This is a genomic window from Paenibacillus ihbetae, assembly GCF_002741055.1.
Taxonomy (GTDB): Bacteria; Bacillota; Bacilli; order Paenibacillales; family Paenibacillaceae; genus Paenibacillus_AQ; species Paenibacillus_AQ ihbetae.
On sequence record NZ_CP016809.1, the window covers coordinates 5,270,604 to 5,290,555 of the forward strand.

Genomic DNA, 19,952 nt, shown 5'->3' on the forward strand with positions numbered 1-19,952 from the left:
TGAAGAATGACCAATCAGGCGCCAGCCATCCGGGAAGGGTGGAAATGGTTTACGGAAAGCCGGTACGGCATGTTCATTCATTTCGGGCCGTATGCCCAATACGGGCGCGGCGAGCAGGTGCTGTTTCGGGAGCATCTGGACCAGAACGAATATGCACGGAGGGCCTGCGAGTGGAATCCGGAGTTTTTTGACGCCGAGCTGTGGGCCTACACGGCCCGGAAGGCCGGCATGAAGTATGCATGCTTGACGACGCGCCATCATGACGGATACTGCCTATGGGATACAGCCACGACGGATTACTCGAGCGCGAAGCAGGCTCCCGGCCGGGATCTTGTCCGGGAATTCACCGACGCCTTCCGAGCGGAGGGGCTCCGGGTCGGCTTATATTACTCCTGGATCGATTGGCGGATCCCGGCCTATTTCGACGGACCGGAGAAGGATCCGGAAGGCTGGGAGGTCATGAAGCGATATTTGCATACCCAGGTGGAAGAACTCGTCACGAATTACGGACGCATCGATCATTTCTTCTTCGACGGGGTGTGGCCGAGAACGGCCGAGGACCTGGACAGCGTGAAGCTGGTGGAGCGGATGAAGTCGATTCAGCCCGACATCCTGGTGAATAACCGTCTCGGGCTGTCCGAGGAGGAGAAGCTCCATGCAGACGGAGGCGGCGGCTCCGGGGATTCCGAGGTGCTCGGCGATTTTGGTTCTCCCGAGCATGTCATCGTCCCGGACCAGAAGCGGCTCTGGGAGTCCAGTCAGGTGACGACGTGGCGGCTGTGGGGCTACACGAACGGCGAACGCTGGCGTCCGGCCGATGTACTGCTCGACATGCTGTGCGAGTGCGCGGAGAAGGGCGGCACGGTGGGCGGCAATCTCCTGCTCAATGTCGGGCCGCAGCCGGATGGGCAGCTGCCTCCTGCGTTCGTGGAGCGTGCCCTCAAGATCGGGCAATGGCTGGAGGTGCACGGTGAGGCGATTTATGGCTCGGACGGCGGAAACCTGACCGAGTTTATTACCTACGGACGGCAGACCATGAAGGGCAATTATCTGTATCTCATTATCCGGTTCTGGGACGGAAGACCGGTGCTGCGGCTGGCGGATCTCATCACGCCCGTAAACCGGGTAACGCTGCTCACGACAGGACAGGAGCTGGATTTCCGGCAGGAGGGTGACGTGCTCTGGATCGAAGGACTGCCGAAGGAGCGTCCGAGCGAGCTGTTTCCGGTCATCCGCATCGAATGCGAGAGCAGGCCCGAGACGAACCAGTGGGGACGGGAGCGTCTGTGGATGGGAGATCCATCCCGAATTGCCGATTGGGCGAGAACGCGCGGGACATCCGTCTACGCCGACGGCCAGCCGAGAGACGGAGCCGGAAAGGAGTAAAGGATCATGAGAACGCTGTTATTTTACGATGAGCAGTTCCCGTATGCGGGCGAGCGGCCAACCGCGGACGCCCTGGAGCGGATGAAGGAATGGACGGAGGTCGCAAGCGCCGAGACGTTAGCCGGTCGGTTATCGGAAGGCGGCTGGGATACGTTGATTCACCTTCACGGGCCGTATTTTCCAAAAGCGGCTTGGGAGGCGATCGAATCCCATTTGAAGGACGGCGGCGGTCTGGTCTATGCGGGTGGCGTGCCGTTTCGGCGGCCGGTCCGCGAGCTGAACGGATCGTGGCATGCCGAACGCGAACAGCTGGCTTATCATCAGCGGATGGATATTCACGATGCGCTGGCGGTGGATGTGTCGCGGGTAAGGAAGCTGAAGGCATCTGCCGAATTTCCGATTTTGCAGGGACGTGAGGAGCTGTTCGGCATTGAACCGACGTGGGGATTGACGCTGCATCCAACCAAGGCAAGCGATATTCCCGCCGAGATGGGGGCATGCGGTCCCATGGACACCGTTATCTCGCCGCTCTTGATCGGCGAGGACGGAGATCGGCGTGAGCGCTGCGCACCGGTGGTGATGCTGGAGCAGCACAAGGGCGACTATGCCGGGGGCCGCTGGATTCTGATCAACCAGCAGCTGCAGGCCATGTTCTGGGAAGCGGAAGGTGCGGCCGCGCTGCGGGAGCTGGCTGACTACGCCGGCAGAGGCGTGACCGAGCTTTGGCTGAAGCCGAACTATGCCGCATATGAGCCGGGCGAATCGCCGCAAGTGACGATTCAGCTGCAGGCGCTGTCGCGGACGTCCGTTCCGGCTCAGGCATGGCAGTTCGAGGTACGCCTCATCAAGGACGGTTCCGGCAAGCCCGAATGGTCCGGGCAGGCGAGGTCCGAAGCCGGCGCGCCGCAGCGGGATCTGCAGCAGCTACGCTTATCCATCCCCGTGCGGCTGGAACCGGGCCTTTACCGGATCACGTGCGAAGCCGTCTCCGAGTCCGGAGAAAGGCGCCATCTGACCCAGGCGGTATGGGGCGTCGACCGCTCCTTGCTGCAGGCCGGGGATCGGCTGGAGTGCGGCCGCGACTATTTCCGCCGCGGCGGCCGAACCGTCCCGATCGTCGGTATGACGTATATGACATCCGACGTTGCGCGCAAGTTCCTCCATCTGCCGAACGTGCAGCGTTGGGATGCGGATATGGCCGAAATGAAGCGGGCCGGCATCAATCTAGTCCGGACGGGGATATGGACGGGATACCGGATGATCATGTTCGCCGACGGCCATGCGGCCGAGGATGTGATGCGGGCGATCGACGCTTTTATTCTGACGGCCAAACGGCATGAGCTGGAAGTGACCTTTACCTTCTTCTCGTTTGCACCGGAAGCATGGGAAGGCGTGAACCCTTACCTGGACCCGCGCTCGGTAGAGGCGCAGAAGCGATTCGTAGCTTCCATCGTGACAAGACACCGGGGGACGACCAACGTGCATTGGGACCTGATCAACGAGCCGTCGCTATTTGATCCGAAGCGGATCTTTGAAGGTCCCGTCACGATCGGAGACCGGTTCGAGCGGAAGGCATGGGCCGAGTGGCTCCGGCAGCGGCACGGCAATGATATTGCGCTGCTCCAGGAGCGCTGGAACATGACGCCGGGCGAGCTTCCTTCGTTCGAAGCAGCCATCGCTCCGAGTCCGGACGACAAGCTGTTCAACAGCGTGCTGCAGCCGAAGAAATGGGGACCGTGGCTGGACTTCACGCTGTTCACGATGGACATGCATAATCGCTGGGCCTCCGAGCTGATCGGAACGATCCGGCGCTGCGATCCGTACCAGCTGGTTACGGTGGGGCAGGATGAGGGCATCTGCTCCCAGCGTCCGTCGCCGTCCTTCTACGGCCCCGCCGTCGATTATACGACGGTCCATTCCTGGTGGCAGAACGATCATCTCGCATGGGACGGCGTATTCACGAAGACGCCGGACAAGCCGAATTTGGTCCAGGAGACCGGTATCATGCACGTGCAGCGTCCCGACGGCATTGCCAAGCGGACGGAAGAGGAGCTGCGCAATATGCTGGAGCGCAAGTATGCCTACGCTTTTTCGACCGGGGGAGCGGGGGCCGTGCAGTGGATTTGGAATATCAATTACTTCATGGATAACGCCAACGAATCCAACATCGGAGCCCTTCGGGCTGACGGCACGCAGAAGCCGGAGGCTGATGTGTCCTATGATTTCGGACGCTTTATGAACGAAGCGGCCGGCATACTTGACGATAACCGGCAGCTGGAGGAGATCGCGGTTGTATTTCCGTATTCGAACGATTTTTCGAGCCGCAAGCTGGCGTATGAAGCAACGACAAGAGCCATGCGTACGCTTACCTTCGGGATGAATGTGCATCCGCGCGGCATCGGCGAATATCAGCTGGCCGATCTGAAACGGTATCCGGCCAAGCTGATCATCGTGCCAAGCGCCCATAATTTCGACGATGCCGCGTTCGAAGAGCTGCTCGGGCTGGCAAGAGCCGGGAGCACCGTTCTCTGGAGCGGACCGCTCCGTACCGATGCGTACTGGGGACCGGCACACCAGCGTCTGCAGTCGGAGCTTGGAGAGACGATTCATGCGAACGTTCTTCGGGAAGAGGCGCTGCAGCTGGCGGGAGATCGTTATGCCGTTTCGTTCGGCGAGCGGAAGATCGGCACATTGGCGGTGGATCGCCCCGCAGGGCAGCCGGACGGCGAGCTTGCGCCGATTACGGTTCCATTGGATGCAGGGCGGTTCATCTGGTGTCCGCTGCCGGTCGAGCTGAACGAGCGCTGGGAGCCGATTCAGGCGCTGTATTCGGAGGCGATGCAAGCGGCCGCCGTTTCGCCGGAGCTGGAGTGGCTGAAAGGAGGCGGGCTGCCGGGCATTTACGGTCGCAAGCTGGCGTTTGAACGGGGCAGCCTGTACATCTTCATCTCCGAGTATGGAGTTACAACGGATATCGAGGTACGAGACCCTGATTCCGGATCGGCCTTTCGATTTCCGTTGGAACGGGAGCGAACCGTTATGTTCACGGCCGATCCCCAAGGACAGATACAGACCGTATATCGTCCGGAAGAAGTGCCGATCGTGCAGCTTCAACAGGCCAAGCATTAGACCGCACAAGGTTTTGCTGGACCATTAAGCGGTTTTTGTAAGCAGGAAGCGGCTCGGCAGGCTAAAGGCCCTGCCCGTCTTCGGTTCAGGGAGGCTCGCCGGCCGATTCGCTCGTGCCGGGGAGCCTCTTTATTCATGCTCCCAAGCTTTGGTTGGCTTGAGGTGCAGCTATTATAAATCCCGCATTGACGGCTGATAAAAAAGAACGTAGACTAGTCGGTAATAACGTTATTATGAATTAGCCTAACAAAAATAACGATGTTAACGAAACATTCTTAAAACATTCAATCATCATGAAAAGGAAGGTGCGCGATGGATTATAAGAACGCTTCATTGCCGATTGAGCGGCGTGTCGAAGACTTGCTTGCGCGAATGACGGTCGAGGAGAAAATCGGTCAGCTGATTCAGCCGTTCGGCTGGAAAGCCTATACCCGAAGCGATGACGGTACGATTCGGGTGACGGACGAATTTAAGCAGCAGCTTGCGGAAGGCGGAATCGGCTCTTTATACGGAACGCTGCGGGCGGATCCATGGACCGAGGTGACGCTTGAAAACGGGTTATCCCCGCGGGAAGGGGCGGAAGCGGTCAACGTGATTCAGCGCTATGCCATCGAGCATTCGCGGCTCGGCATTCCGATTCTGTTCGGGGAAGAATGCTCCCACGGGCATATGGCGATCGGCGCGACCGTATTTCCGGTTCCGCTTACGATCGGAAGCACCTGGAATCCGGAGCTGTTCCGGAGCATGTGCCGCGCCGTTGCCGCCGAAACCCGCGGCCAAGGCGGCGCGGCGACGTACTCGCCGGTGCTGGACGTGGTGCGCGACCCCCGCTGGGGCCGCACCGAGGAGACGTTCGGCGAGGATCCGCATCTGGTGGCCGAATTTGCGGTGGCGGCCGTGCAGGGGCTGCAGGGCGACCGCCTCGATGCGGAGGACAGCCTGCTGGCTACGCTGAAGCATTTCGCGGGCTACGGCGCCTCGGAAGGCGGGCGCAACGGAGCGCCCGTCCATATGGGGCTTCGCGAGCTGCATGAAATCGATCTGCTGCCGTTCCGGAAAGCCGTCGAAGCGGGGGCGCAATCGGTGATGACCGCTTATAACGAAATCGACGGAGTGCCTTGCACGTCCAGCCGGTACCTGCTGCATGACGTGCTGCGCGAAGCGTGGGGCTTCGACGGCTTCGTCATCACCGATTGCGGCGCGATCGACATGCTGAAGAGCGGCCATAATACAGCCGCTTCCGGGGAGGAAGCCGCGGCGCAGGCTCTCACGGCCGGCGTCGACATGGAGATGTCGGGATCGATGTTCCGGGCGCATCTCCGGCAGGCATTGGAGCAGGGACATATCACCGAGAACGACCTGAACACGGCGGTTGGCCGAGTTCTTGCGATGAAATTCCGGCTGGGCTTGTTCGACCGTCCCTATACGGACCCTGAACGGGCGGAGAAGGTCATCGGATGCGAGGAGCATATTGAGTTAGCCCGCCGCGTAGCGGCCGAGGGGGTTGTCCTGCTGAAAAATGAAGGCAATGTCCTGCCCCTGAACCCGAAGACCGGTAAAATCGCGGTCATCGGACCCAACGCCAATGCGCCATACAACCAGCTCGGCGACTATACCTCACCGCAGCCGCCGGGTCAGATCATAACCGTGCTGGAGGGGATCCGCAGGCACATTGGCGAGGATGCGGACACGCGCGTTCTGTACGCGCCCGGATGCCGAATCCAAGGCGATTCCCGAGAGGGCTTCTCCCATGCGCTGGCATGCTCGGCGGAGGCCGATGTCATCGTGATGGCGATCGGCGGCTCCAGCGCGAGAGATTTCGGGGAAGGCACGATCGATCTCCGAACCGGCGCTTCGGTCGTAACCGGGCTTGCACAGAGCGATATGGAATGCGGAGAAGGCATCGACCGCTCCACCCTGCATTTAATGGGCGTGCAGCTGGAACTGCTGCAGGAAATCCATAAGCTCGGCAAACCGGTGGTCGTCGTCTATATCAACGGCCGTCCGATTACCGAGCCGTGGATCGACGAGCATATTCCGGCGATCCTCGAAGCATGGTATCCCGGTCAAGAGGGTGGCAGCGCCATCGCTGATATTTTGTTCGGTGACGTCAACCCGTCCGGTCGCCTGACGCTGACCATTCCGAAGGAGGTCGGCCAACTGCCGATCAACTACAATGCGAAGCGGACCCGGGGCAAGCGTTATCTCGAAACGGATCTGGAGCCGAGATATCCGTTCGGCTACGGGCTAAGCTATACGGATTTCCATTACGGCAATTTGAGCGTAGAGCCTGCCGTTATTCCGGCTGACGGCTCCGCTGCGGTCCGGATCGTCGTAACCAACAGCGGTCCTCGGGATGGCGCTGAAGTCGTTCAGCTGTATGTCTCCGATCTGGCCGCGTCGGTAACCCGGCCGGAGAAAGCGCTGAAGGCCTTCCGCAAAGTGTTCCTGAAAGCCGGGGAATCCCGGGAGGTGACATTCATGGTCGGACCCGAGCAGTTGGAGCTGATCGGTCCCTACATGAAGGCCGTTGTGGAGCCGGGAGAATTCCGCATTCGGGTCGGTCCCGATTCGAAGCGGGGAGAAGCCGTGAACTTACGGGTTGAAGGCTAGCGACTGGAAGATATTTATGACAACAAGGAGGATCACAAACCTTGATTCAATATAAACTCCCGAAGATTGACATTCCGGACATGAAGCTGCCGGCTGCTGTTCAGGCGACGATGGAGGAGGCCAGAGTCAAGCTGGCGCATCGCCCAAGGCTGCTGCAGCAGTTTTTGAACTGCTTCCCGAATACCCTGGAGACGACGATGAAGCTGATGGATGACGGCACCACATTCGTTATTACAGGCGACATTCCGGCGATGTGGCTGCGCGATTCCGTCGAGCAGGTGATCCATTACGTGCCTTTGGCCAAGGAGGATCCGGATCTGCAGCGGATCATCGGAGGGCTTGTGAAGCGGCATATGATGTATGCAAGCCATGACCTGTACGCGAATGCATTTAACGAATCCGCCAACGGCTGGCACTGGGATGCCAATGACGAGACCGAGATGTCGGCTTGGGTGTGGGAGCGTAAATTCGAGCTCGACTCCCTCTGCTTTACGATCCGCCTTGCCTATGCGTACTGGCAGGAAACGGGACGGAGCGATATTTTCGACGAGCGGTTCAAGGGGGTCATGGAAGGCATCATACGCCTCTGGCAGACCGAGCAGCGGCATTTCGAGCGTTCGGACTACCGCTTCGAGCGCCGGAATTGCCCGCCGATCGATACGCTTCGAAGCGAGGGCAGGGGCATGCCGGTCAATTATACGGGAATGATCTGGTCCGGCTTCCGGCCCAGCGACGACGCTTGCGAATTCCATTATAATATCCCGGCGAATATGTTCGCGGTCGTGTCCCTGCGGCAAATGAAGGACATCGCGAAATGGGTGTTCCGCGACGAAGCGCTGGTTAACACCATCTCGAGGCTTGAAGAAGAGGTGGAACACGGAATCCGGTTATACGGCACCTACCGGCATCCCGAATATGGCTTGATCTATGCCTACGAAACAGACGGTTACGGCAATTACTGCCTGATGGACGATGCCGGCACGCCGAGCCTGCTCTCCATACCATATCTGGGCTTCGCGGACAAAGACGATGAGATTTATCAGAATACGCGCCGTTTCGTATTGAGCAAGGACAACCCTTATTATTACGAAGGAACAGCCGCCAAGGGAATCGGGAGTCCGCATACGCCGCCGGGTTATATTTGGCATATGGCGCTTTCCATGCAAGGTCTTACCGCCGCAGCGGACGAGGAGCTCCGGTCGATGCTCGATATGCTGGAGGCTACCGATGCAGGAACCGGGTTTATGCATGAAGGCTTCCACGCCGATAACCCGGATCAGTATACGCGTTCCTGGTTTGCCTGGTCCAACAGCCTGTTTGCGCAGCTCGTGCTGGAAGGGATGAAGAAGGGACTCGTGTAAGGCGGCTGCCTTGAGACCGTACGGAAGTAAAGGCATTTTCTTTCGATTGACGAAAAAAACAACGCAGTGTATGACGTATCCCGGACTTCTTCCGGGCGACTCGCTGCTTTTCCCCAGATGTTTGTCCGCTTCAGCCTGACCTTATGGTCAGGCTGAAGCAATCATGGTGATGAAGTGGAGGCGACCCATGAAGCTGCTGTGGCACAAGTCGATTTATCCGAAAATTGTGGCCGGCTTTTTGCTTGCGATCGTCCCGGTGTATGCCGCCGCCTTGTACATGAACGAATCGGGACTTCGTAGCGTAGAGCAGGAAATTACCCATTCCTTGAATGCAAAGACCCATTTCTTCATACGCACGCTGGAACAGGAGCTGCGCTCGACGGTGCAGCTTATGAACGATTTATCCCAGGACTCCGACCTCCAGAAACTCAGCACCATCGCGCCCGCCATGAGCCGCTCCGAATATTTCCAGTCCATTAACCGCCTCCAGGGCAAAATGCGGCTGCTGCAAAACTCCAATCAATACATGCAAGAAGCCAAAACCTACGTTCCGTTGATCGGGAAAACGATCGAGCAGGTGTCCTATGAAGGCGCCATGCCGACGGAACAGATGGAGGCGCTAGCCAAGCGGCCGGATGGCATCGTCTTCGAGTGGGAGGACAAGCTTCAGCTCGGCATGGTATATCCGGAACGATGGCGGACAGATACAGCACCCAATTTCGTCATTGCGGCGGAGCTATCCGTTCCGAAACTGCAATCGGCGCTGCTTCAGCTCGCATCCGGGGACGGCGGTGCCGTTCTTCTTGGGGGGGACAGGAGCTGGACCCTGACGCCGGAAGGCGGGGGAACGATCGGAAACAGGCTGGCTGGCCATATTGATATGAAAGCGCTGACAAATACGGAGTTTTCCAAAGTTCCTTACAACACGAAGGCGGTGATCGATGGGGCGTCCTACTGGGTTAGCGCGGAGCGATCCGCCTTCCTGAATGCCGATCTGGTGATCTATGTGCCCGAGGCTGAATTTTTGGGGCCGCTCGGCAAATACCGCATCCTCTTTTTTGGCTTGTCGGGCTTCTCTCTGCTGGTGGTCATCGGCTTCTCCGGCTGGATTTACAGCCGGATTCATCAGCCGCTGCAGCGGATGGTCCGGGCATTCCGCAGCATCGATTTCGATAGTCCGCGCATGGAACTGCGCCATAAGCATCATGATGAATTCCATTATTTATACGAGCAGTTTAACCATATGGTAAAGAGGCTGCAGGCACTGATTCACGAGGTGTTCGAGCAGAAGATCCGATCCCAGCGCTCCGAGCTGAAGCAGCTTCAATCCCAAATCAACCCGCATTTTTTATATAACAGCTTCTTTACGCTGCACCAGATGGGGGCGATGCAGGATTATGACAATATCGTCCGCTTCACGCGGCATTTGGGGGAATATTTCCGGTATATCACCCGGAACGCCGCCGACGAAGTTCCGCTGAAGGCGGAGGTAGGGCATGCCAAAGCTTATGTGGACATTCAGACGATCCGTTTCCACAACCGGATCTCCGCCCATTGGGACGACATTCCGGCTACCTGGGAGCAGCTGCACGTTCCGCTGCTGATTCTGCAGCCCCTGATCGAAAATGCATACGAGCACGGGCTTGAGGAACGGGAAGCAGGCGGGCAGATCCAGATCACCATGGCGGCTGATCGGCAAACGCTGCACATCATCGTGGAGGATAACGGCGAGAGGTTAACGGACGAGAAGCTGTCGGGCTTGCAAGCCATGATTGAAACCCCCGATTGGAAAGGAGAGATCACCGGTCTATCCAATGTGCACCGGCGCTTGCAGTTAAAATTCGGACCTGAGAGCGGACTGACCTTTTCAAGAAGCAGGTTGGGCGGTTTGAGAATTGACATGAAACTGCCGACCGCAAGAGAGGAGCGATATTAATGAGAAGCGTTTATCGAATCTTGATTGTGGATGACGAACCCTTTATCGTGAACGGGCTTGCCGATTTATGCCAGAATGCGGAACATCTCGGGCTCGAGGTGCATAAGGCTTACTCCTCTTCGGAGGCTTTGGCCTGGCTCAAGCGGGCGAAGATGGATATCGTCCTGTCCGATATTAAAATGCCGGGATTAAACGGTCTTGCCCTATACAAAGAAATATCCAGGCAGTGGCCCCGCTGCAAGGTCATATTCTTGACCGGATACGACGACTTCACCTATGTCCAGGAGGCCATTCGGCTGGGCAGCGTCGATTATGTATTGAAGGCGGAAGGAAACGATGCGGTGCTGAAGGCGATCGAAAAAACCGTGGAATTGCTTGACCGGGAGGTGGAAGAAGGCGGGCTGATCGCCAAAGCGAGAGAACATATGCGCAGGGCGCTGCCGTTTCTGCAGCAGCAGTATGTCCTCGAGCTGATGCAGCGGACGCCTGAAAGCATTTCGCAGCCGGAGCTGGAGCAGCGTTTTTCGGAGCTGGAAATGAAGCTTGCGGCCGACAAGCCCTGCCTGCTGCTGCTGTGCCGGCTGGATACCCGGAACAGGGAGGACGGCCCGTCGACCCAATCGCTGATGTCGTATGCGGTCCAGAATATCATTGGCGAGCTGCTCAGTCCGATGACCACCGGCTTGGCGGTGGAATACGGCCGTTCCAAAATGATCTGGGTGCTGCAGTACAACGAGCACGGGGAGGTTCAAGAGGAGGGCAGCCGGTGGCCAGAACCGAAACAGGAACAGGAACCGGAACGGGTCCAACGCTTTGTCCATGGGATGCTGGAGCAGATTCAGGACGTCTGCAGATCGCTTCTGCGCGTCAAGACCTCCTTCGCGATAGCAGGCGAGTGGGTCGGCTTTGCACGCCTGGGGGAGAAGTTCGAAGGGCTGAAGCGGCTCCTGGACAGCGGCCTCGGCATCGGTCAGGAGTCTCTGCTGTCGGAAACGGGCCCGCGAAGCCACTCGGAAGGTACGGGGAACTTTCTTGGTCGCTCCCGCGTGTTTCTGAAACGGATGGAGCTTCTGCGCGGCTGCCTCGACAACGGGGATCGCGAAGAATTTCTGCACCTCCTTCGCGAGGTGACGGATGCCTCTTCCTTCCCGCCCGAAATTTCGCATCTGTTGAAAATGGAGGTGTATTACGGCCTGGTCTCCGTGCTGATGCCGTCCCTCGTGGACATGGAAGCTTTATCCCATGCCGTGGAGGGTGAAGGGAATGTCGACTATATCCGGCTGACCCATCTGGAGGAGCATGACTCTTGGGCAGAGGCGAGCGCGTACTTCGAACGGCTGGCCGAAATCATCTTCAACCGCAAAGAGCAAGGGAAACAGGAGCAGCAGCATGAGGTCATCGACAAGGTCAAACGATATATCGAGGATAACCTTGCCGGCGACCTTTCCTTGACACAGATCGGGGAGGCCGTGGGGCATAATCCTTCGTATTTGTCCAGATTGTATAAGCAGGTGACCGGGGAAGGGCTGTCCGATTCGATCAATGCCGCCCGGCTGGCCAAAGCGAAGCAGCTGCTGAAGGAGACCACGGATAAAATCCATGTCATCGCAGCGGCCGTCGGGTTCAGCTCACCGCCTTATTTTTACCGCTTCTTCAAAAAAACGACCCATCTAACGCCGCAAGAATATAGAGAACTTCAAAACTTGTAAACAGAAGATATCAAAGTAAAGAGCTTTAAGTAGATAGCTCTTTTTTTGTTCCCGTATACTCATTACAAATATGAAATCCGAGGAGGTCGCAAACATGAAGCCCAAGAAAATCATGCCCCGACTGCTGGTCGGCATGCTGATGATTGTTGTTATGTTAAGCGCTTGCAGCAAAGGTGAGACCGGAGGGAATACGCCCGATTCCGCCTCGAATCCGGAGGCTTCGACCCAGGAACCCGGTGACCCGTTCGGCAAGTATGATCCCCCGATTCAGCTGAATGCGGTCCGGTATGTCGGCGAGGAAGTGAAATTCCCGTCCGGGCAGGACATCAAAAACAACGTGTGGACCGAGCTTTACAAAGAAATGGGCATTAACCTCAACTACAAATGGGTGGTGACCGGCCAGGAGCAGTACGAATCCAAAATGAATATCGCGATTGCCTCGAACGATCTCCCGGACATTATGCAGGTCACGCCGGAGCAGCTTCGTCAGCTCGCCGATGCGGGACAGTTGGCGGACTTGACGGCAGCCTTTGAAAATTATGCCAGCGATGATCTGAAGCAGGTCATGGACATCGAGAAGAACGCGCTCCCTTCCGCAACGTTCGACGGGAAGCTGCTGGCGATCCCTTCGACCCAGCCGGTCATCGGCGGCTCGGCCCCGCTGCTGTGGGTGAGGGAGGATTGGATGGAGAAGCTGAAGCTGCCGGAACCGAAAACGATGGACGATCTCGTGACGATCGCCGAGGCTTTTGCCAAAGAAGACCCGGACGGGAACGGCAAGGCAGACACCTATGGGCTCGCGCTCACGAAGGATATCGGATTAAACAGCTCCTCCGTAGGATTCTTTAACGGATTCGGCGGATATCCGCAAATCTGGGTCGAAGACGCGGAAGGTAAGCTGCAGTTCGGCAGCATTCAGCCGGAAATGAAGGAGGCGCTGGCCAAGCTGCAGGATATGTTCAAGAACAAGCTGATCGATCCGGAATTCGGCGTCAAGGACACCGTCAAGGTGTTCGAATCCGTGACGACCCACAAGGTCGGAATGCTCATCGGGCCGAGCTGGTATCCGGCATGGCCGTTCTGGGACATGGTGAAAGAGGATGAATCGGTGAAGTGGAAGTCCTATCCGATCCCGTCTTTGGAAGGGGGGCCGGCCACGGTGCAAATGCCTTTTGCCGTATCCCAATATTATGTGGTCAAGCAGGGGTACGAGCATCCTGAGGTCATCGTCAAACTGGCCAATCTGTATTATGAAAAGCTGTACAGCAGCAATGCCGAATTCGATAAATACGGACAAGTCGTCGAAGACGACGTATCGATCGGCGTCAATAAATACTCGCTGGTTGAGGTCGTCAATCCCAACAAGGACCTGATCCGGCAGGAGGAGCTGGCCAAAGCGCTGGAATCCGGAAGCGACGAGGGCATTACCAGCGCCGAAACCAAGATTATGTTCAAGGAGTTCCAGGAATATCTCGCAGGCAACAATCCGATGGGCTGGTCCGGCTACGCGGCCAACGGTCCGGAAGGCTCCATGAAGCAGCTCCGCGATCTGAACGATGCGGGCAAGGTGATCTCGAACGGTTACGTCGGAGCTCCGACCGAGACGATGGCGGACAAAAAGGCGACGCTTGACCGGCTGGAGCAGGAGACGTTCATCAAAATCATATTGGGCGAGGCCAGCATCGATACGTTTGACGAATTCGTGGCCAATTGGAAAAAGCTCGGCGGCGACAAAATAACGGAAGAAGTCAATGCCTGGAAGGCGGAAAGATAACAGGAGATCCATTCTTTGAAATGAAGGGGAACAGGGGGAGGGAGGTCTTAAAGCCCCGCCCCCTTTCACTTTTCGCATGGACCGAGGATTCACGCATACTGGACAGACTGGAGGAGGATCGCCATGTTAAGCAAGAAACTCCGGCGGCAGCTGCCGCTTCATCTCATGATATTGCCCGGCGTCGTCATCGTCTTGATTTACAGCTACTGGCCGATGGTCGGCATCGCCATGGCTTTTCAGAAGTTCGTGCCGTTTAAGGGCCTGTTCGGCTCCGATTGGATCGGACTGGACAATTTCCGTTATGTGTTCGATTTGCCGGAAACCGGTCAGATCATTTGGAATACGGTGTTTATCGCATTCATGAAGATCATCGGCGGGCTCGTCGTGCCGATCGTCATATCCCTGCTGCTGAACGAGCTGAGAAACGAGCTGATCAAACGGGGCGTACAGACGCTCGTTTATTTGCCCCATTTTTTGTCATGGGTCATCCTCGGGGGGATCTTCATCGATATTTTGTCGCCGACGAACGGAATCGTGAACCAGATCCTGGGCTGGTTCGGCATCGAGCCGATCTTTTTTCTCGGCAGCAACCAATGGTTCCCTTATACCCTGGTCATCACGGACATTTGGAAGGAATTTGGCTTCAGCACCATCGTCTATTTGGCGGCATTGACCTCCATCAATCCTTCCCTATATGAAGCCGCTACGGTCGATGGCGCAAACCGCTGGAAGCAGACCTGGCATATTACCCTTCCGGGCATGATGCCGATCATCATATTGCTGGCGACCCTCTCGCTCGGAAACGTGCTGAACGCCGGCTTCGATCAGGTGTTTAACCTATACAGCCCGCAGGTCTATGAGAGCGGAGACATTCTGGACACGTTTATTTACCGGATCGGGATGCAGGGCGCCCAGTACGGGGTAGCCACGGCAATCGGCCTTTTTAAATCGTTGATCTCGTTTATTTTCATCGTCACGTCCTACGCCCTGGCATCCAAGTTCGCCAATTACCGCATATTTTAGGAAGGAAGTGTCCGTATGCATACATCGTCGCTCAGCCGCAAAATCTTTCTCGCCTTCAACTATACTTTTCTGATCGGCCTCGGGCTGCTGTGCTTTCTTCCGATCCTGCATATTCTGGCAGTCTCGCTCAGCTCCAAGGGAGCGGCGACGGCCGGGATCGTGAAGCTGTGGCCCGTCGATTTCACGCTTGGCTCCTATCAATACGTCCTGAATAAACCCCAGTTCATGGTGGCGATGTGGGTGACCGTGCAGCGGGTCGTGCTCGGTACCGGGATCAGCATGCTCCTGACCCTGCTGATTGCTTATCCGCTGTCGAAGGAGCCGCGGGACTTTAAATTCCGCACGCAATATGCCTGGTTCTTCGTGTTTACAACCCTGTTCTCGGGAGGGCTGATTCCGCGCTACATGACGATCCGGGACACGGGGCTGATCGATACACTCTGGGCATTGATCATACCCGGGGCGGTGGCCGTATTCAACGTGATTTTGCTGCTTAATTTTTTCCGCGGCCTGCCCAAGGAGCTGGAAGAATCCTGCTTCATGGACGGCGGGGGATACGTCACCAGTCTGTGGAACATTTACGCTCCGCTGTCCCTGCCGGCCATGGCCACCGTTACGCTGTTTACGATCGTCGGCCAATGGAACGAATGGTTCGACGGGCTGCTGCTCATGAATTCGCCGGAAAAATACCCGCTCTCCAGCTATCTGCAGACCGTGATCGTCCAGACCAATCTGACCATGGTCAATGCGGATGACGCCGCTGCCTTAGCGGATGTATCGAACCGAACCTTTAAGGCCGCGCAAATCTTCATCGGATCCTTGCCGATTTTGCTGTTGTATCCGTTTCTGCAGCGATTCTTCGTCAAAGGAATCGTGCTGGGCAGCGTCAAGGAGTAATTCCCATGGAAGCTCCCGCGAACCAGAAGAGCCTCAGGTGCTGTCCCTTACAATAAGGCGGGTCGATAGATGGATCGTCTCCGTCGGAGCGCCGGAACGCTCCATGCGGCGTATCAGCGCTTCGACTGCCCGCTGTCCCAGCTCCTCCTTGCACAGATTGACCGTAGTCAACGAAGGCGTGACAAGGGTTGCGGCTTCCACGTTATCGATGCCGGCGATCCGGGTAAACGCTGGAATGGCATGGCCTTCCGATTGAAGCTTGCGCATCCAGCGGATCGCAATATCGTCATTAGCGCCGATCCAGGCGTCCGGGCGCGATGCCGACGTCAGCTCCAGCATCCGTTCATATAATGACTGCTCCCAGGGAGCTCCGTAACGGATTCTCCATTCGGTAAGCTTGACCGCCCCTTCAGGCTGGCGGCTTATCGTTATCCTGGCACCCGTAAGGCGATCCTCAAAGCTGGGCGACCAGGCCTCATCCGTGATTATGGCGATATGCCTGCATTTCAGGGAGAGCAGATGCCTTGTGATGGCGGCTCCGGCTTCGATATTATCGTTGTTCACTTTATCGCAGGAGGCCAGGTCATCTGCATGATCAACCAGCACATACGGACGCTCCGCGCGGGCGATGAGGCTGAGAACCGCCTCGGGAAGGTTGCCCATCACCACGATGCCGCCGCATCGGGACCAATCGAGATGGGGAGCGATCGCTTGCTGTGGTGATTGGTCGGCCCGGGCCGGCTCCGGCTCGGGGGACACGATGATCGCCTTATATCCCAGCTCGTCGCAGCTGCGCAGCAATCCGTTCAAGACCCGCTGCCAATAAACGGCGTTAGCGGAATGGGCATGACTCATGCACACGAGGATGTACGGGGCGGACGATGCTTGTTCCCGTTCCCCGGTCTGCAGGGCGGGAGCCTGCTGCCGCTGCTGGTAGCCCAGCGTTTTAGCCAGTTCCATTACGCGCTGCCGCGTTGCTTCGCTGACTCCGGACTTTCCGCTTAGCGCCCGGGAAACCGCATATTTGGATAAGCCGAGCTCCTCCGCGAGGACCCGGATCGATACTTTTCTTGACATAAACGCTCCTGCTCTCTCATTTCATTCATTTGCAACCAAATGTTATCCTAATAAAAATAACACTTCGAAACCAGGATCACAAGCTGAGAAGCTATAAAGACGATTAAATCAAATAGAGAGCCGCTTGTCCGTTGATAGAGTGGTATAATGAACAGGGAATATGTTGAATTTTGAAAAGAGTGGGACCCTCTTGATCCGATCCATGTCAGTCATACGAACGGTTGATATACTAGGATAAGCGACCCGATTCAACGAGGTGAAAATCGCATGCAAACCTACCAATTTTTAATGACGATCCCGATAACCGAATTGATTGCCTACACTGACGATGATAGCGACGAATATGTGGAGGATCCCGTCCTCATGGACCTTACAAAAGCACTGGATATCGATATTCCGATCACCACGATTTACGAGCGATACTTTGATGCACCGGTTCATTCCGGCGACGTCTTAATGTACGCCTCCCGTAGTCATGGTGATCATTTTGTCGTGCTGGACACGTACAGGGATCCCGTCGATCAGCTGGATCTGATTCGCATCGGATTCGGCTGCACGAAGGAGAGGGTTGCAGTCGTTCGGCAGCTGGTTAGACAGCTGTATGACCGCAGCGAAACCTTTATTCACTATGAAGAAGGGCAATATATTTTGCAAAAGCTGATCGACAACACCGCTTATCCCAAAACCATAGAGCATTATGGTAACGTGTTCCGGCAGCGATTGAAGACATATCCCCAACCCGTTTGAACAGGGCATGAAGACTAATAGAGCGGATCCCTATGGTTCTATCGATTAACGTTTGGCACAAGATGTGGCAGGCCGAGCATTTTAGCTACAAAATACTATGTATAAAAAATTCATTAAAAAACGAACGGGGGCCCCCGAATATGATCCAATCGATCGTACATATCGCGCTTGTTGTAAAAGATTACGACGAGGCTATTGAGTTCTATACCCGTAAGCTGAATTTCACATTGCTCGAGGACACATACCAGCCGGAGCAGAATAAGCGCTGGGTCGTCGTTGCTCCGCCGGGATCGGTCGGTACGACCATTTTGCTTGCCAGGGCATCCAAGCCGGAGCAAGAGCCTTTTATCGGCAATCAAGCCGGAGGAAGGGTGTTTCTGTTTCTGAATACCGATGATTTTTGGCGCGATTACGAGGAGATGGTTCAGCGGGGGATCGAGTTTGTCCGGCCGCCTAAAGAGCAGCCTTATGGAATGGTGGCCGTGTTCAAGGATCTCTACGGAAACCTGTGGGACTTGCTGGAGTTGAATGAAGACCATCCTCTTATGAGAAGAACGAAGTAGCCTTGCGATTCGATTATTCTCTATGGATTTGCTGAAACTGATTTGCTGAAATGTTCCCGATGCTGACGTCATCCGGGGGAACACGCTCTTGAACTGGGAGTAATTTGGCCGGATACCTGGAGCGAGCGTATTACTTCACCTCCAATTGAGGGATCGTGGTTTCCGTTCCCGGGCAGAAACCGGGATTCGCCGCAGACAATAACCCGGCATATTCAGGCTCGCGTTTGGCCAGCTCGGCATAATAACTCCCAATGATATGATTGGCGGATACGGAGCCGTTCTGAAAGTTAAGCGCGCATGGGGAGGGAACATGGCTGTAGTCGTAGGTTTTGTCCCGTTTCGGAAGCTTGTAGACAGGAGGCGGGGCATGGGTTACCACATCGAGCAGATTGGCGATCCGGTAGCTGTTCGGCACATAATGGGCAAAGGCTTTCGAAAAAGCGTGATCCCCAACGCGCGGCGACCCGAACGTAAACAGGAAGAGAGCGCGTTCCGTATTCGCGGCGACGTCGATGGCGCATAACGTTGCAAGGGCTGCACCCAGGCTGTGCCCGGTCAGGAACAAGGGCTTCTCAGGATCCAATCGCCGAAGCGCAGCCGTTATTTGCCTGCGGGCGGAAGAATAAATGCTCATGAACCCGCGGTGGGCGAGGACCTCGTCCTTGATATAGCTGAACCGTTTTTGGGAGGCGATCGCGTCAGCGATCCAGTTGCTCGTCGAGCTGGTTCCCCGGAAGGCAATGACGAGCTCTTCGTCTGACTCTAGAATAAACCCGAACCGTTCCCATACGCTAAGTAAGGATCTGGCTTCAATGGTATCATAGAGCGAATAATGTGCCGGAAGCACAAACGATCCGTCCGGATTCGAAAATTGCACATACGTCTGACTGCAGACGGCCGCTAGAAAAATCGCCCGCTGCGCTTGCGCCGAGTTCAGTTCCATACTTCATCCCGTCCTTCCCCTTCCTACACAATATATTGAGGGAATGAGGGAAAGGTGCCTATTATACCGAATGAAGGAGAATCATGCATGAAATTTGGAAAAAGACCTCGGACAGAAATCCGCTCGCCCCATGAGCTTCAGCTGCTTCAGCGCGCCCAAGCCATGGAGCCCGCTAAGTCTCCGCACCCCTGGACGGCCGGGGTAGTTGTTCCCGCAGCTGGCTGTACGGCGTGCGGCTGGGATCAGGAAGAACACCTTGTCCTGATCAGCAGCTCAGGCTACAGCGTAATACAGCCGGGAACAGGGCAGCTGCTTCATCGAAACCGGGATGCGGATGCGACGGAGGAAGGAATGGGTCCGGATAGATTGACTTTCCGCATTCCGCATGATGGGCAGCTGATCACGATATTCGGATTCGAAGCGGGGGATGGCATTCGCCTTACGAATGACGGCTGGATGGTGGAGGTCATCAATCCCTGGTGGCCGAGGGCCTCCGTCGTATTGGACAACGTGTTCAGGCAGGGCTATGAATACTTGAAAGACGCCGTCATGCTGGATCTGAGTCGATTGGACGGGAACGTGAAATGCGGATTTTCCCCATCCGGCAGGCATTTCGTGGTCCTCGGCTCCGGCGGCGCCCTGTTGTATTCCAGAGCGGCGGTCTGATCGAAAAGAAGTTTCTGTAATGTGGCAACAAAGGTCGGGAGACCACGATGTAAGAGCGTTCACATAACAAGGATTGTTCATGTCTTCATTCGCATAGATGAGCTGCAACGGGCTTCGAGGGAAGAAGA

At 56.5% G+C, this 19,952-nt stretch carries 14 protein-coding genes; 12 read left to right on the forward strand and 2 right to left on the reverse strand.

Annotation, left to right across the window (positions count from 1 at the left end):
* Positions 1-6: 6 nt before the first annotated feature.
* The 9 genes from BBD41_RS23665 (at position 7) to BBD41_RS23705 (ending at position 15,828) form a co-directional block, all read left to right on the forward strand.
* Positions 7-1,386: an alpha-L-fucosidase gene (locus tag BBD41_RS23665; protein WP_099478969.1), complete on the forward strand. Its 1,380-nt coding sequence runs from the start codon at positions 7-9 to the stop codon at positions 1,384-1,386.
* A gap of 6 nt (positions 1,387-1,392) precedes the next feature.
* Positions 1,393-4,515, forward strand: coding sequence for a glycoside hydrolase 5 family protein (locus BBD41_RS23670; protein ID WP_099478971.1), 3,123 nt, complete (start codon positions 1,393-1,395; stop codon positions 4,513-4,515).
* Positions 4,516-4,827: 312 nt separating this feature from the next.
* Positions 4,828-7,128 carry a glycoside hydrolase family 3 N-terminal domain-containing protein gene (locus BBD41_RS23675; RefSeq protein WP_099478973.1) on the forward strand — a complete coding sequence of 767 codons (2,301 nt, stop codon included), beginning with the start codon at positions 4,828-4,830 and terminating at the stop codon, positions 7,126-7,128.
* Between the two features lie 41 nt (positions 7,129-7,169).
* On the forward strand, positions 7,170-8,489 hold the full coding sequence (locus tag BBD41_RS23680) for a glycoside hydrolase family 125 protein (RefSeq protein ID WP_099478975.1): 1,320 nt from the start codon (positions 7,170-7,172) through the stop codon (positions 8,487-8,489).
* Between the two features lie 187 nt (positions 8,490-8,676).
* Positions 8,677-10,425, forward strand: a complete 1,749-nt coding sequence (locus tag BBD41_RS23685; protein ID WP_237086891.1) for a sensor histidine kinase — start codon at positions 8,677-8,679, stop codon at positions 10,423-10,425.
* On the forward strand, positions 10,425-12,134 hold the full coding sequence (locus BBD41_RS23690) for a response regulator (protein ID WP_099478977.1): 1,710 nt from the start codon (positions 10,425-10,427) through the stop codon (positions 12,132-12,134). The genes BBD41_RS23685 and BBD41_RS23690 overlap by 1 nt, the downstream gene beginning before the upstream one ends.
* Positions 12,135-12,228: 94 nt before the next feature.
* Complete coding sequence (locus BBD41_RS23695; protein ID WP_099478978.1) at positions 12,229-13,908, forward strand: extracellular solute-binding protein; 1,680 nt, start codon at positions 12,229-12,231, stop codon at positions 13,906-13,908.
* 123 nt (positions 13,909-14,031) lie between these two features.
* Positions 14,032-14,931, forward strand: a complete 900-nt coding sequence (locus tag BBD41_RS23700; RefSeq protein ID WP_099478980.1) for an ABC transporter permease — start codon at positions 14,032-14,034, stop codon at positions 14,929-14,931.
* 15 nt (positions 14,932-14,946) lie between these two features.
* Positions 14,947-15,828 carry a carbohydrate ABC transporter permease gene (locus BBD41_RS23705; protein WP_099478982.1) on the forward strand — a complete coding sequence of 294 codons (882 nt, stop codon included), beginning with the start codon at positions 14,947-14,949 and terminating at the stop codon, positions 15,826-15,828.
* A 33-nt stretch (positions 15,829-15,861) separates the two neighbouring features.
* On the opposite strand, the gene BBD41_RS23710 is transcribed toward BBD41_RS23705, so the two are convergent.
* A complete protein-coding gene (locus BBD41_RS23710) occupies positions 15,862-16,905 on the reverse strand; it encodes a LacI family DNA-binding transcriptional regulator (RefSeq protein ID WP_099478984.1) in 1,044 nt (347 codons plus the stop codon).
* A gap of 267 nt (positions 16,906-17,172) precedes the next feature.
* On the opposite strand from BBD41_RS23710, the gene BBD41_RS23715 reads away from it, so the two are divergent.
* Positions 17,173-17,652, forward strand: coding sequence for a hypothetical protein (locus BBD41_RS23715; RefSeq protein ID WP_099478986.1), 480 nt, complete (start codon positions 17,173-17,175; stop codon positions 17,650-17,652).
* A 140-nt stretch (positions 17,653-17,792) separates the two neighbouring features.
* Positions 17,793-18,215, forward strand: a complete 423-nt coding sequence (locus BBD41_RS23720; RefSeq protein WP_099478987.1) for a VOC family protein — start codon at positions 17,793-17,795, stop codon at positions 18,213-18,215.
* A gap of 130 nt (positions 18,216-18,345) precedes the next feature.
* On the opposite strand, the gene BBD41_RS23725 is transcribed toward BBD41_RS23720, so the two are convergent.
* Positions 18,346-19,158, reverse strand: coding sequence for a lipase family protein (locus BBD41_RS23725; protein ID WP_099478989.1), 813 nt, complete (start codon positions 19,156-19,158; stop codon positions 18,346-18,348).
* Between the two features lie 87 nt (positions 19,159-19,245).
* On the opposite strand from BBD41_RS23725, the gene BBD41_RS23730 reads away from it, so the two are divergent.
* Positions 19,246-19,824: a hypothetical protein gene (locus BBD41_RS23730; protein WP_099478991.1), complete on the forward strand. Its 579-nt coding sequence runs from the start codon at positions 19,246-19,248 to the stop codon at positions 19,822-19,824.
* The last annotated feature ends 128 nt before the right edge of the window (positions 19,825-19,952 follow it).